A 12356-nucleotide genomic window follows, 5' to 3' on the forward strand; every position below is an offset into this window, starting at 1 on the left:
CTTTTTGAGTGCCCGCTTCCAGCATTATCAGGAAAACGCCCCATGACAGACCGCGAGATCATCATTCCAGAATCCATGCGTCCGATCGTCGAACGCGCCGGCTACGCGCCCGCCGTCAAGGTCGGGGCGACGCTGTACTGTGCCGGCCAGGTGGGCCGTACCGCACAACTGGAAGTGATCGCCGATCCCGAGGCGCAGTTCGTCGCCTGCTGGGAAAACCTGCGCCTGGTCCTCGCCGCCGGCGGCTGTACATTTGACGACGTGGTCGAGATGACCACCTATCATGTCAATATGAGCCAGCACATGGCAGTCTTTCGCGAGGTCAAGAATCGTGTGTTTCCACGCGGGCACTGTGCCTGGACGTCCATCGGCGTCGCGGAACTGGCACACCCCGGCCTGCTGGCGGAGATCAAGTGCGTGGCGGTACAACGCAGCGCATGATCGCGCCTTGCCTCACCCCTGGCGTACGACCACGGTCGACGCCGGCCTTTCTGATGCCGCCGGCACCTTGTCGCCCGGCCGCGTCGCTTTCATGGAATAGAGAATGACCCAACGATCCGTAATCAATGCTTCGGTCAGCCCCAAGGGCAGCCTTGAAACCCTTTCCCAACGTGAAGTGCAACAACTGAGCGAGGCCGGCTCCGGCAGCATCTACACCTTGTTCCGCCAGTGCGCCCTGGCCATCCTCAATACCGGCGCGCATGTCGACAACGCCAAGACCATCCTCGAAGCCTACAAGGATTTCGAGATCCGCATTCACCAGCAGGACCGCGGCGTACGCCTGGAGCTGCTGAACGCCCCGGCCGATGCCTTCGTCGACGGCGAGATGATCGCCAGCACCCGGGAAATGCTCTTCAGCGCCCTGCGCGATATCGTCTACACCGAGAACGAGCTGGAGAGCCAGCGCATCGACCTGGACAGTTCCCAGGGCATCACCGACTACGTCTTCCACCTGCTGCGCAACGCCCGCACCCTGCGTCCCGGCCTGGAGCCGAAGATGGTGGTGTGCTGGGGCGGTCATTCGATCAGCAGCGAGGAGTACCAGTACACCAAGAAAGTCGGCCACGAACTGGGCCTGCGCAGCCTGGACATCTGCACCGGCTGCGGTCCCGGCGTGATGAAGGGACCGATGAAGGGCGCGACCATCTCCCACGCCAAGCAGCGCATCACCACCGGCCGCTACCTGGGCCTGACCGAACCGGGCATCATCGCCGCCGAGGCGCCGAATCCGATCGTCAACGAACTGGTGATCATGCCCGACATCGAGAAGCGCCTGGAGGCGTTCGTGCGGGTCGGCCATGGCATCATCATCTTCCCGGGCGGTGCCGGTACGGCCGAGGAATTCCTCTACCTGCTGGGCATCCTGATGCACCCGGACAACCGTGACCTGCCGTTCCCGGTGATCCTCACCGGACCGAAAAGCGCGGAAGCCTACCTGCAGCAACTGCACGCCTTTGTCGGCGCCACCCTGGGCGAAGCGGCGCACCAGCACTACCAGATCATCATCGACGATCCGGCCCAGGTCGCCCGGCAGATGGCCCTGGGTCTCAAAGCCGTCAAGCAGTTCCGCCGGGAACGCAACGACGCCTTTCACTTCAACTGGCTGTTGAAGATCGACGAGGGTTTCCAGCGTCCGTTCGACCCGACCCACGCCAACATGGCCAGCCTGAAACTGAACCGCAACCAGCCGGCGCACCAGTTGGCGGCCAACCTGCGCCGGGCGTTTTCCGGGATCGTCGCCGGCAACGTCAAGGACAAGGGCATTCGCCTGATCGAAGAACACGGCCCGTACGAAATCCACGGCGATGCCGAAGTCATGCGGCCGCTGGATAAACTGCTCCAGGCCTTCGTCGCGCAACACCGGATGAAACTGCCGGGCGGCGCAGCCTACGAGCCTTGCTATCGGGTCGTTACCTGAAATCGGCTGATCCGCCAGGATCATTCTGGCGGCTGCTCCAGCCGCCAGCTCCCCATCCCCGCGAACGCTCGCAGCACCCTTTCCTCAAGGCCTGTAGGAAACGTAAACAGCGCCTGATCCCCTCTTGATCGCCTGGGCAAACCCACTCATTCTTGACCCTCAACATCAGTGCAACTATATTTAGTTGCAGGCAGGAGGCCCGGTGTCCAGGAATGAAAAGCTGCTCGCAAAACTGCTCAACCCATGGATGGCCTTCACATGGCCGGAACTGGTCACGCTGCTGGGCCATTTCGGCTACCGCCGGCTTGAAGGTTCAGGCAGCCGGGTCAAGTTCGACAACGGCGATCCGCTTGCAGCGATCAGCCTGCATAAACCTCATCCAGGCAATGAGCTGAGAACCTATATCAGGCGTCAGGTGATCGACCATCTACGCTCAGGAGGACTGATTCCGTGACCAATCAGATGCACTACAAGGGCTATTACGGCTCCATCGAAGCCAGCGTCGAGGACAACTGCCTGTTCGGCAAACTTCAGTTCATCCGGGCGCTGGTGAGCTATGAGGGGCAGACCGTGGCGGAGCTGGAAACAGCCTTCAAGGAGGCGGTGGAGGACTATCTCGACAACTGCCAGCGCCTCAAGCAGTCTCCCGAAGTACCGTGCAAGGGTTCGTTCAACGTCCGTGTCGGCCATGACCTGCACCTGGCCGCCGCCCTCAGCGCCACGCGCCAGAAACTGACATTGAACGACCTGACCCGCCAGGCACTGAGCGAATACCTGCTGCGCCACGCCTGACTCAGGGACGCCTCAGGCCCTGGCGCAGTTGCTCGATTTCAGCCCGGCAGGCACAGTCGGCGAGGTGGTCGTTGACCATGCCCGTGGCCTGCATCAGGGCATATATCGTGGTTGGGCCGACAAAGGTCCAGCCGCGTTGCTTCAGGGCCCTGGACAAGCGGACGGAGGCCGGCGACGTCGGGTTGGCCTTCCAGTAGTCGAAGTCCACCACGGCGGGCCGCTCATCCGCCGAAGGCTCGAACGACCACATCCAGGCCGCCAGCGACCCGCTCTCCTCCACCAGTTCGCAGGCGCGGCGGGCATTGTTGAGAACCGAAAGGATCTTGCTGCGATTGCGCACGATACCGGGGTTATCCATCAGCCGGGCCACGTCGGCGTCGGTGTAGCGGGCCACACGCCGGAAATCGAATCCCTCGAAGGCTTCACGGAAGTTCTCGCGCTTGCGCAGGATGGTGATCCAGGCCATGCCCGCCTGGAAACCTTCCAGGCAGATTTTCTCGAACAGGCGAATATCGTCGGTGACGGGACGCCCCCACTCCGCATCGTGGTAATGGACATACTCCGGCATGGAAGAACGCCAGAGGCATCGGGTGATGCCCGACTCGTCGACCATCAGGCCCGGGGAAATCGTGTCCATGCACTGCCTTTGCTTGCCAATGGTAGTGGTCAATCCTGACACGACGGGCAACGCCGTTGCGAGGATCTTGTGCGACAACGGCCCGCCTTGTTGCCAGGGCGGGCCGCAGCACGAACGCACTCGCGGGGATCAGAAGCGGTAGTTCAAGCCCACTCGCAGCATCTGTCCGTCGTTCTTGAACCTGGAATCATAACCGGTGCCGGCCCCACCGCTGCCCGGGATGACCTTGACGTTGAGCTTGTCTTCACCCAGGTCGTAGTAGAGGTATTCGGTCTTGAGCGACAACTGGCTGGTCAGCATCTGCTCGATACCGGCACCGACGGTGTAGCCGACCTTGAACCGGCTCTGGCTGCCGCTGAACTGGGTGTTGCCGGTCGGACCGAACATATCGACGCTCTGGCTGGTTTCGCCATAGGCCAGACCGGCGGTGCCGTAGACCAGGGTACGGTCGAAGGCATAGCCGAAACGCCCACGCAGGGTACCGAGGTACTTGATCTTCGATTCGAACTTGTTGTTCAGCGCGGCGCCGGTGTTCAACTGGCGGGTGCCGATATTGCGGCTGTCATTCAGGTCGGTATAGGACAGGTCGGTCTCGACACCGGCCACCCACTGGCCGAACTGGTAGTTGTAGCCCAGTTGCGCGCCACCGACAAAACCGTTGCGATCCAGGTCCACCGAGCCCGGACGGGCACCACCGGCAATATTGGCGATGTTCGGTGCCGCCTGGCCCTTGGTGTGCACGCTGGTGTCGCCGCCGAAACCGGCGCCTGCGTTGACGCCGCCGTAGAAACCGGTCCAGTCCACGGCAGCGTTGGACGATGCATGGCTAGACGGGGCCGAGGTCGGCAGATCGGCGGCCTGGGCGGCCAGGCTGCCCAGCAGGGTCACGGTCGTGGCAACGAGAAGACGATTGATCATGTGAAAGCTCCTGGTGTGTCGGTCAAGTGTTTTTTGGGCACAGCGTTGCCCGCACACGGGCCTGGGCCCGCATGTGGGGATTGAACAAAGGGGGTGTTTTGCCGGCCCGTGCCTGAGCGGCGCGGACCACGGCTATTCAGCGGTAAGGGTTATTCGGCGGTAAACAGGTAGTCCGCGCTGTAGGGTTCGACATGGATAGCCCCGGCCTGGGTGCAGGCCCCGGAGAAGACTCCGCCACGGGTGTTGAGGCGCTGGACCGAGACCACTTTCGACAAGGCACCGCTGCCCTGGTGATCGACCACCTCCAGCTTGAGCAGCGCCAGGTCTTTCTTCGTCGCGCCAGGTTGCTGGGACACCACCTTGGCGACCACCGCGCTGCGGTCGGCAAACTCCCAGGTCGGCCCGGCGAAGTGCCGTCCGACGGTCTTGCCGTTGAAGATCAGGGTGGCGAGAGGTTCGCGAAACTGCCAGGTGAGTTTGCCCGAGGTGTCCGCGGCGCAGTTGTAGAGCTGCACGCCTTCACCCCGCACCGAGAGCACCGTGGCATCACCGGCTGTCAGCAGATTGGGCGCGGCATCCGCCGCGCAGGTGGTGCCGGTAATGAACCCACAGAGCAGCAGCCCCAGGATGGCCAGCACCCGGACAGCCCCTGAAGGACCATGGCTGCGCTTGTGAGCGAGTTGCATCGGGACGGTGTCGTGCATGAGTGAGAGTTCCACTTGTCAGGATCGCGGTCAGTGTGGCGGCGTCTGGAAGGAGAACAACTCACTCGTGATTTTTATTCGCGACTTTTTCCGCAATCGATGCTCAACGGGTCGCGACCACGAACAACCGAGGGAACGGCAACAGCACCGTACCGTCGGCCAGCGCCGGATAAGCCTCGCTGATCGCCGCCAGGTAACGTTGCAGGTAAGCGGCCTTTTCCGCCTCGTCGAGCGGTGCCAGGTAAGGTCGCAAGGCGGAGCCCTTGAACCATTCGACCACCGCCGCATGCCCACCCGCCAGTGGATGGTGATACGTGGTGCGCCAGACATCCACCGTCGTGCAGTGCGGCCGCAGCAGCTCATAGTAGAACGTCGCGTCGTGCCGTGGTGGATGGCGCACCGTCCCGATCCTGGCTGCCCACGGCCCGTCCGCGGCCACTTCGCGGGCCAGCCGGTGGGACGGCTCCTGCATATTGTCCGGGGTCTGCACCGCCAGGCTGCCACCGGCGACCAGCTTGCTCACCAGATGGGGGTAAAGGGTGGCGTGATCCGGCAGCCATTGCAGCGAGGCATTGGCCAGGATCACATCGAAAGCCTGGTCCGGGTTCCAGGTCGCGATATCCGCCAGTTCGAAATTCAGCGCGGGCAAACGCTCCCGGGCACTGACCAGCATGTCATCGGAACTGTCCATGCCGGTAACCCGTGCCTCGCTGAAACGCTGGGCCAGGACCTCGGTGGAATTGCCCGGACCGCAACCCAGATCGACGGCCACCTGCACCGAACGCGTCGGGATGGCAGCCACCAGATCACGGACGGGACGGGTTCGTTCTGCTTCAAAGGTCGAATATTGCTTGGCTGACCAGGTCATCACGCTTCCTCTTGTGTGTGGGAGTGAGCACAGCGTAGGTTTTGCAAACCATGATGACAAATGCCAATAATGACAAGCTGCCATACTCCAAAGGTATTGAAATGCTAGAGCTGCGTCGTTTGCACGCGTTTGTCGTGATCGCCGAGGAAGGACATATCACCCGGGCGGCGGAGCGTCTGCATATGCAGCAACCGCCGCTTACCCGCCTGTTGCAGAAGCTCGAAGCCGAAATGGGCGTGGCGCTGATGGAGCGCCTGCCCCGTGGCGTGCGCCCGACCACCGCCGGCCTGGCGCTGCTGGAGGAAGCCCGTGCCGTGCTGGCCAGGGCCGAAGGCGTGACCGAAGTGGTGCGCCGCGCCGCCCGTGGCGAACAGGGGCGGCTCGGCGTCGGCTTCACCAGTTCGGCGGCCTTGCATCCGTTTGTACCGGGGGTACTGCGGCACTTTCGCGAAACCTTTTCCGGCGTCTCGGTGGCCCTGGAAGAAGCCGGTACCGGCGAGCTGATGGACGCCCTGGTACACGAGCGACTGGATGCGGCCTTCGTGCGTTCGCCATTGAGCGGCACGCCGACCCTGCAGGCCGAACCGATCCTGATCGAACCGATGCTGCTGGCGCTGCCGATGGATCATCCCCTGGCCCGGGACAGCGCAACCGCCCTGCCCTTGTCCGCCCTCGCCGGCGAAGCCTTTGTCCTGTATCGGCGCCGGGTCGGCCTGGGCCTCTATGACGCCATCCTGGTGGCGTGCCGCGAAGCCGGCTTCAGCCCGCGGGTGATCCAGGAAGCACCGCGCATGGCCGCGACCCTGAGCCTGGTGGCGGCGGGACTGGGCGTATCGATCGTGCCGGCCTCGATGCAGCGCCTGCGGGGCGACGGTATCGCCTATCGCGCCCTGACGGAGTGCCCGGGGCTGATTGCGCCCTTGCACCTGGCGACCCGCGTGGGTGACAGCTCGTCAGTGTTGCAGCGTTTCCGTGAAATGGTCATCCAGGCTGCAGCCACCGAGTGCTGAACAGCTTGCAGGAGCGGGCTTGATCCGAGCGGCAGTAAGACGAAGATTTCAGCGATCTTGCGGGCCTCTTCGGGGGCAAGCCCCCTCCCACACAGGCAACGCCCATCCAGGAAATGTGTTCAATTGCCCCGACCGCCGGCAAACGACCAGTCATCCGAAGCGGTGGTGGTGATCACCACCATCACATCCTCCGGGTCCAGCCCCGGCGCCGCTTGCAGACGCTCCACCAGCGTGCGGTAGAACGCCTGCTTGACCGAAGTCTGCCGCTGTCGGCCGGCGGTAATGGCGATCAGCACATAGTCCTGGCTGCGCGGACCGCCAAGGTAGTGTGGGTCGAAGATCAGCTCTCCCACCTCATGCTGGTGAATGACCTGGAAGCGATCGGCGGGCGGCACCTCGAAACGCTCCACCAGGGCATCGTGGACACTTTGGGAAAGCTGTTTCAGGTACTCGGGCGACTTGCCCCGGTGCAGTGAAATACGGGTGAAAGGCATGACAGACAGCTCCGCTGATCGGGTTGACGGAGAGAAATTAACAAGCGAGGATCGTTCCGAATATCAGATTAAATAGAACCCATCATCCCGATTTAATGGACATTCAAAGCATGCGCCGTCCGACCTTCGACCTTGATGTCCTGCGCACTTTTGTCACCGGCATCGAGTTCAACAGCTTCGCCAAGGCCGCCGAACGGCTCGGCCGCTCGACCTCGGCGGTCAGTGCCCAGTTGAAGAAACTCGAAGAACAGGTGGGCAGCGCAGTGCTGGCGAAATCCGGACGCGGGCTGGTGCTGACGCCCCTGGGTGAAGCCCTGCTCAGCCACGCCCGCCGTTTGCTGGAACTCAACGACGATATCTTCGCGAGCCTGCACGAAGCCCAGGTCGAAGGTTGCGTGCGCCTGGGCCTGCAAGAGGACTTCGGCGAGCATCTGCTCAGTGAGATCCTGCGGCGTTTCGCCAGGGCTCACCCGCGGGTCAGCCTTGAAGTACGGATCGGCCGCAATGCCGAGCTGCTGGGGCTGATCGAGCGCGGTCAGCTGGATCTCGCGCTGGCCTGGGAAACAGCGGCCAATACGCCCTACTCCAGCCGGATCGGCAAGACGCCGATGCAATGGATCGGCCCGAGGGACATGCCCTTGTCCACGGACCAGGACAGCACGCCGCTGCCCCTGGTGATGTTCGAAGCCCCCTGCGTGCTGCGCAGCGCCGCCACCCTGGCGCTGGACCAGGCACGCATCCCCTGGCGGGTGGCACTGACCAGCCCGAGCGTCGGCGGGATCTGGGCAGCGGTCACGGCCGGCCTCGGCATCACCCTGCGCACCCGCATCGGCCTGCCCGCCCAGCTGGCGGTGCTGCCGGGACTACCGGAGGTGCCAAGCCTGGGTTATGTCTTGCATCGTGCCGTGGAGGAACCAGCGGCAGCGGTCCGGCAGTTGGCGGCGGCAATTCAGGCAAGCCTGGAGGAACAGGCATTCCATACCCTTGCCCAACCCTGGAAGCCAACCCTGTAGGAACCGGCTTGCTGGCGATGACGATCTAAGAGCCGACACAAGACTCAACCGTCTCGTCGCCGGTTCTCAAGCCTCAGTCTTCCTTGCGCAGATTGGCATTGGCCCGCTGCAGGAAGTCCACGAACAACGCCACCTCTTCGGCACTGAAACCCACCAGCGCCTTGTCGTTGCCGTCGCAAAGGATGTCCTTGGCCTGCGGTATCCGGGCCAGCCCCAGTTCAGTCAGCTCGACGATCTGGATACGCTTGTGCTGCGGATCGGGCCTGCGCCGAATCAGGCCGTCACGCTCCAGACGGGCCAGGGTCTGGGCCATGGACGGCTGCTCGACCTGCAACAAGCGCGCGAGCTCGGCCTGGGTCCGCGCCTCTCCCCGCTTCAACGCGCCCAGCACCGGCATGCTGGCCATGCCGATGGCCAAAGGCCGCAAGCGTATTTCAGCCTGACGAATCAGTTCCTGCGACACGCGCTTGATCAGGAAAGAAGGCACCTGATACAGATCCACATCATTCATGTTTCGCCCCCTTGTCATAGGCACCTATGCTAATACATCATAGGTGCCTATGACAAACAACGCTCCGGAATGACACCATGGTATCGAATCCGCGTATCGCCATCGTCGGCGCCGGTCTCGGCGGCTTGATGCTGGCTCGGATGCTGTATCTCAAGGACGTGCCCTTTCTGATTTTCGACCGTGACGAATCCGCCTCGCACCGCCCCCAGGGCGGCATGCTCGATTTGCACGTGGAGACCGGCCAGTACGCGCTCCGCCGTGGCGGCCTGTTCGAGGTGTTCCTGCAGTTTGCCCGCTACGAGGACCAGGGATTTCGCCTGTTCGACAAGCACGGTGCGCTGTTGCTGGAAAAACCCGATGCCGCCAGCGGCGACCGTCCGGAGATCGATCGTGGTCAGCTCAGGGAACTGCTGCTGGAGTCGATCCCGGAAGACGCCCTGCGCTGGGGCCATACCCTCAGGGACGCGGAGCAACAGGACGATGGCTACACCGAACTGCGCTTTGACAACGGCCTGAGGCAGCGCTTCGAGCTGGTGGTCGGCGCTGACGGAGCCTGGTCCCGGGTACGCCCACTGGTTTCGGCGGCAGTGCCCGACTTCACCGGACTGACCCTGCATGAGCTGTCGATTCCCGACGCCGATACCCGGTATCCCGACGTCGCACAAAAGGTCGGGCACGGCATGCTGGTGGCCAAGGGCGGGCAGCAGACGATCTTCGCGCAACGCAATGCCAACGCCCATATCCGCGTGTATGCAGCCTTGCACCGGCAGGCAACCCATCATGGGGAAAAAACCAAAGCCGACCTGCTCCACGACTTCGACGGCTGGGACGCTTCATTGCTGCAACTGCTCCAGGTCGCGCAAGAGCCGGTCAGACCCTGGCCGATTCACGTCCTGCCGGTCGGCCATCGCTGGGCGCACCGGGATGGCGTCACCTTGCTGGGCGATGCCGCGCACCTGATGCCGCCCGCCGGCGAAGGCGCCAACCTGGCCTTGCGCGACGCGGTGGACCTGGCTGAAGCGCTGCTGGACGACGAGGACTGGAAAGCCGCGGTACGCGCCCATGAGCAGGTGATGTTCGAACGCGCCGCCTTCTCGGCCGCCGAAGCCCACAAGATGCTGCTGGGGGACTCGGCCGAGCAGGTCCAGGAACTGATGCAAGGCCACCTGGGCGCCGAGGCAGAAGAAAACCTGTCGAAGATTGACAAACCTGGCGCCAGCTTTTAAAACTGGACGCCTGATCCAGGGTGTAAACAGATATGTCCGCAACGCTCAACCTCATCACTGTCGCGATTGGCTTGAATGTCAAGGCGCCGGTATGCGTTGCGTTTGCCCCTAAATCGAAGAAACAGTCGCTCATGTGACCGGGGCGCGCTGTCCCGTCAGATGAGCTGACAGGACATTGAGCGCGACGGACCACCCTCCCTCCTCCCAACTTCCTTCTACGCTTCTGACGGTGACGAAACGGTCAACCATCAGGAGAAAGTGCATGTCATCGTTTCAAGGTATCTGGGTTCCCATCGTCACGCCGTTTATCAACCAGGCCATCGACTTCGTCGGCCTGCGCCGCCTGGTCGGCCATCTGCTGGAAAGCGGTGTCGACGGTATCGTGGTCTGCGGCACCACCGGGGAAGCCGCCGCGCTGGGCAAGCATGAACACCTGGCGGTGCTCGACGCGGTGCTGGAACGAGTTCCACCGCAGCAGGTGGTGATGGGCCTGGCGGGCAACAACCTGACCGAACTGCTGCAGTTCCAGAGCGAGATACTCAAGCGTCCCCTGGCCGGCCTGCTGGTGCCGGCGCCCTACTACATCCGCCCCTCCCAGGCCGGTCTGGAAGCGTTTTTCAAGACGGTCGCCGATGCCTCCAGCGTGCCGGTCATTCTCTACGACATTCCCTATCGCACCGGGGTGAGCTTCGAGCAGGCGACCCTGCTGAATATCGTCGCCCACGAGAATATCGTCGCCATCAAGGACTGTGGTGGCAACCTGAACAACACCCTGGCACTGCTGGCCAGCGGCCAGGTCGATGTCTTGTGTGGCGAGGACAACCAGATCTTCAACGCCCTGTGCCTCGGGGCTACCGGGGTGATCGCCGCCTCGGCCCATGTCCATCCCGAGCTGTTCGTGCAGTTGTATCGTCAGTTGCGGGAGCAGCAACTCACTGCCGCCAGAACGACGTTTTTCCGCCTGACACCGCTGATCCAGGCCCTGTTCGTCGAGCCCAACCCCGGCCCGGTGAAAGCCGCCCTGGCCCTGCAGGGACTGATCCGCGACGAGCTGCGCGCGCCCATGCAAGCCAGCGGCGAAAGCACCACGCGGCGCCTGCGGGAGATCCTGGCGGCACTCAGACATTCTTCCCGGTAGAGGCCGAGGCAGCCACCCGAGTAGGATGTCCGGACTGACACCATGGATCAGCAGAGGGAATCGCGATGTTCTACCGGATAGCGGCCGACGGGCTGGTGTCGTTTCACCTGCTGTTCATCCTGTTCGTGCTGTTTGGCGGGCTGCTGGTGTTCAGGTGGCGCCGGTTGATCTGGTTGCACCTGCCCGCCGCCACCTGGGGCGTGGCGGTCGAAGTCCTGCATCTGGAGTGCCCGCTGACCCGCTGGGAAAACCTCTTTCGCCAGGCCGCCGGACAAGGCGGTTATGGCGAGGGGTTTATCGAGCACTACCTGATTCCGCTGATTTATCCCGCCGGGCTGACCCCCACCCTGCAGCTGGGCCTGGGCGCCCTGGTGTTACTGCTCAACCTCACGATCTACCTGCGCGTGTTCAAGACCCGACGCCTGAGAGCCGCCTTCTGAACGACTGGCCGAGGGAACTGCAACGAAACAGCACTGTTGCCTTTTCCCGGATTGACCCTCTGAAAAAACCACCATATAGTGTGCCGACACCAAAGAAAAACACTACATGATGTGCCATGCTTCTCCTACGGCACCTCTCATCCCCCTGGAAAACCAGGGTTTTCCGATGCCTGCTTGTGCTGTGAATCCTGTTGACCGGGAGTTGCAAACGCGCGTCTACCTGCCTGACAGAACGGCAGTGAATCAGGCCTACAAACACCCCATACAAGGAATATCCGATGCTCAGCTGGGACGAATTCGACAAGGAAGAAGGCGAAGTAGCGATCAAGGGCGCCAACGCCGGCCATGCCGCCGAAGCCTACATGGACCGCCTGGACAGCGCCGGTGGTGCCGCCGCCCTCGAGGCCCGTGCCGTGACCGCGTCCGACTCGGCCGCCATCGCCCGTGCCAAGGCTGCTCTGGACGCTCTCGACGTTGCCGAAGGCCTGGCCGAACTTGAAGGCGCCTCGGCCCGTGTCGCGGTCGATGAAAAGCGCATGATCAACTGCCGCGCCGACCTCAACCAACTCGTCCCCTTCAAGTACGACTGGGCCTGGCAGAAATACCTCGACGGTTGTGCCAACCACTGGATGCCGCAAGAGGTCAACATGACCGCCGACATCTCTCTGTGGAAAAACCCGGAAGGCC

16 protein-coding genes are annotated in these 12356 nt (G+C 63.0%); 10 read left to right on the forward strand and 6 right to left on the reverse strand.

The window, feature by feature from the left end; translation table 11 throughout:
• Positions 1-42 precede the first annotated feature (42 nt).
• The 4 genes from HX881_RS04795 to HX881_RS04810 all read left to right on the forward strand — a co-directional run bounded on the left by HX881_RS04795 (position 43) and on the right by HX881_RS04810 (position 2710).
• The gene (locus HX881_RS04795; protein WP_017126104.1) at positions 43-441 is read left to right on the forward strand and encodes a RidA family protein; all 399 of its coding nucleotides are present in this window, start codon (positions 43-45) and stop codon (positions 439-441) included.
• A 103-nt stretch (positions 442-544) separates the two neighbouring features.
• Positions 545-1918 (forward strand): nucleotide 5'-monophosphate nucleosidase PpnN, encoded by a 1374-nt coding sequence (ppnN, locus tag HX881_RS04800; protein ID WP_017126105.1) that lies wholly within the window; start codon positions 545-547, stop codon positions 1916-1918.
• Positions 1919-2120: 202 nt separating this feature from the next.
• Positions 2121-2372 carry a type II toxin-antitoxin system HicA family toxin gene (locus HX881_RS04805; protein WP_017126106.1) on the forward strand — a complete coding sequence of 84 codons (252 nt, stop codon included), beginning with the start codon at positions 2121-2123 and terminating at the stop codon, positions 2370-2372.
• Positions 2373-2380: 8 nt separating this feature from the next.
• Positions 2381-2710, forward strand: a complete 330-nt coding sequence (locus tag HX881_RS04810) for a type II toxin-antitoxin system HicB family antitoxin (protein WP_218169225.1) — start codon at positions 2381-2383, stop codon at positions 2708-2710.
• A 1-nt stretch (position 2711) separates the two neighbouring features.
• On the opposite strand, the gene HX881_RS04815 is transcribed toward HX881_RS04810, so the two are convergent.
• From HX881_RS04815 to tam, 4 genes are all read right to left on the reverse strand, one after another.
• Positions 2712-3347, reverse strand: coding sequence for a DNA-3-methyladenine glycosylase I (locus HX881_RS04815; protein ID WP_177083157.1), 636 nt, complete (start codon positions 3345-3347; stop codon positions 2712-2714).
• 129 nt (positions 3348-3476) lie between these two features.
• On the reverse strand, positions 3477-4265 hold the full coding sequence (locus HX881_RS04820) for an outer membrane protein (RefSeq protein WP_017126109.1): 789 nt from the start codon (positions 4263-4265) through the stop codon (positions 3477-3479).
• Positions 4266-4414: 149 nt separating this feature from the next.
• On the reverse strand, positions 4415-4969 hold the full coding sequence (locus HX881_RS04825; RefSeq protein WP_017126110.1) for a DUF3455 domain-containing protein: 555 nt from the start codon (positions 4967-4969) through the stop codon (positions 4415-4417).
• Between the two features lie 103 nt (positions 4970-5072).
• Positions 5073-5837 (reverse strand): trans-aconitate 2-methyltransferase, encoded by a 765-nt coding sequence (tam, locus tag HX881_RS04830; RefSeq protein ID WP_017126111.1) that lies wholly within the window; start codon positions 5835-5837, stop codon positions 5073-5075.
• A gap of 101 nt (positions 5838-5938) precedes the next feature.
• Here tam and HX881_RS04835 point away from each other — a divergent pair, with 101 nt between their 5' ends.
• Positions 5939-6847, forward strand: a complete 909-nt coding sequence (locus tag HX881_RS04835) for a LysR family transcriptional regulator (protein ID WP_017126112.1) — start codon at positions 5939-5941, stop codon at positions 6845-6847.
• Positions 6848-6966: 119 nt separating this feature from the next.
• On the opposite strand, the gene HX881_RS04840 is transcribed toward HX881_RS04835, so the two are convergent.
• Positions 6967-7341 (reverse strand): tautomerase family protein, encoded by a 375-nt coding sequence (locus HX881_RS04840; protein ID WP_177083159.1) that lies wholly within the window; start codon positions 7339-7341, stop codon positions 6967-6969.
• A 110-nt stretch (positions 7342-7451) separates the two neighbouring features.
• Between HX881_RS04840 and HX881_RS04845 the strand changes: the two genes are divergently transcribed.
• A complete protein-coding gene (locus HX881_RS04845; protein WP_177083161.1) occupies positions 7452-8354 on the forward strand; it encodes a LysR substrate-binding domain-containing protein in 903 nt (300 codons plus the stop codon).
• 73 nt (positions 8355-8427) lie between these two features.
• On the opposite strand, the gene HX881_RS04850 is transcribed toward HX881_RS04845, so the two are convergent.
• The gene (locus tag HX881_RS04850) at positions 8428-8865 is read right to left on the reverse strand and encodes a MarR family winged helix-turn-helix transcriptional regulator (RefSeq protein WP_177083163.1); all 438 of its coding nucleotides are present in this window, start codon (positions 8863-8865) and stop codon (positions 8428-8430) included.
• 77 nt (positions 8866-8942) lie between these two features.
• Between HX881_RS04850 and HX881_RS04855 the strand changes: the two genes are divergently transcribed.
• The 4 genes from HX881_RS04855 to HX881_RS04870 all read left to right on the forward strand — a co-directional run.
• Positions 8943-10091: an FAD-dependent oxidoreductase gene (locus HX881_RS04855; RefSeq protein WP_017126116.1), complete on the forward strand. Its 1149-nt coding sequence runs from the start codon at positions 8943-8945 to the stop codon at positions 10089-10091.
• 262 nt (positions 10092-10353) lie between these two features.
• Positions 10354-11229 carry a 4-hydroxy-tetrahydrodipicolinate synthase gene (gene dapA / locus HX881_RS04860; protein WP_177083165.1) on the forward strand — a complete coding sequence of 292 codons (876 nt, stop codon included), beginning with the start codon at positions 10354-10356 and terminating at the stop codon, positions 11227-11229.
• 65 nt (positions 11230-11294) lie between these two features.
• The gene (locus HX881_RS04865; protein WP_177083167.1) at positions 11295-11669 is read left to right on the forward strand and encodes a DUF2784 domain-containing protein; all 375 of its coding nucleotides are present in this window, start codon (positions 11295-11297) and stop codon (positions 11667-11669) included.
• A 278-nt stretch (positions 11670-11947) separates the two neighbouring features.
• The coding region (locus tag HX881_RS04870) for a ribonucleotide-diphosphate reductase subunit beta (protein ID WP_177083169.1) at positions 11948-12356 on the forward strand (409 nt) is incomplete at its 3' end.

Source organism: Pseudomonas gingeri, from assembly GCF_013386115.1.
GTDB lineage: Bacteria > Pseudomonadota > Gammaproteobacteria > Pseudomonadales > Pseudomonadaceae > Aquipseudomonas > Aquipseudomonas gingeri.

Excerpts from the sequence above, each read along its gene's own strand:
- HX881_RS04835 (WP_017126112.1), top strand. The coding sequence starts at position 5,939 with ATGCTAGAGCTGCGTCGTTTGCACGCGTTTGTCGTGATCGCCGAGGAA.
- HX881_RS04820 (WP_017126109.1), bottom strand. The coding sequence starts at position 4,265 with ATGATCAATCGTCTTCTCGTTGCCACGACCGTGACCCTGCTGGGCAGC.
- tam (WP_017126111.1), bottom strand. The coding sequence starts at position 5,837 with ATGACCTGGTCAGCCAAGCAATATTCGACCTTTGAAGCAGAACGAACC.
- HX881_RS04840 (WP_177083159.1), bottom strand. The coding sequence starts at position 7,341 with ATGCCTTTCACCCGTATTTCACTGCACCGGGGCAAGTCGCCCGAGTAC.
- ppnN (WP_017126105.1), top strand. The coding sequence starts at position 545 with ATGACCCAACGATCCGTAATCAATGCTTCGGTCAGCCCCAAGGGCAGC.
- HX881_RS04815 (WP_177083157.1), bottom strand. The coding sequence starts at position 3,347 with ATGGACACGATTTCCCCGGGCCTGATGGTCGACGAGTCGGGCATCACC.
- HX881_RS04855 (WP_017126116.1), top strand. The coding sequence starts at position 8,943 with ATGGTATCGAATCCGCGTATCGCCATCGTCGGCGCCGGTCTCGGCGGC.
- dapA (WP_177083165.1), top strand. The coding sequence starts at position 10,354 with ATGTCATCGTTTCAAGGTATCTGGGTTCCCATCGTCACGCCGTTTATC.
- HX881_RS04865 (WP_177083167.1), top strand. The coding sequence starts at position 11,295 with ATGTTCTACCGGATAGCGGCCGACGGGCTGGTGTCGTTTCACCTGCTG.
- HX881_RS04810 (WP_218169225.1), top strand. The coding sequence starts at position 2,381 with ATGCACTACAAGGGCTATTACGGCTCCATCGAAGCCAGCGTCGAGGAC.
- HX881_RS04850 (WP_177083163.1), bottom strand. The coding sequence starts at position 8,865 with ATGAATGATGTGGATCTGTATCAGGTGCCTTCTTTCCTGATCAAGCGC.
- HX881_RS04825 (WP_017126110.1), bottom strand. The coding sequence starts at position 4,969 with ATGCACGACACCGTCCCGATGCAACTCGCTCACAAGCGCAGCCATGGT.
- HX881_RS04795 (WP_017126104.1), top strand. The coding sequence starts at position 43 with ATGACAGACCGCGAGATCATCATTCCAGAATCCATGCGTCCGATCGTC.
- HX881_RS04845 (WP_177083161.1), top strand. The coding sequence starts at position 7,452 with ATGCGCCGTCCGACCTTCGACCTTGATGTCCTGCGCACTTTTGTCACC.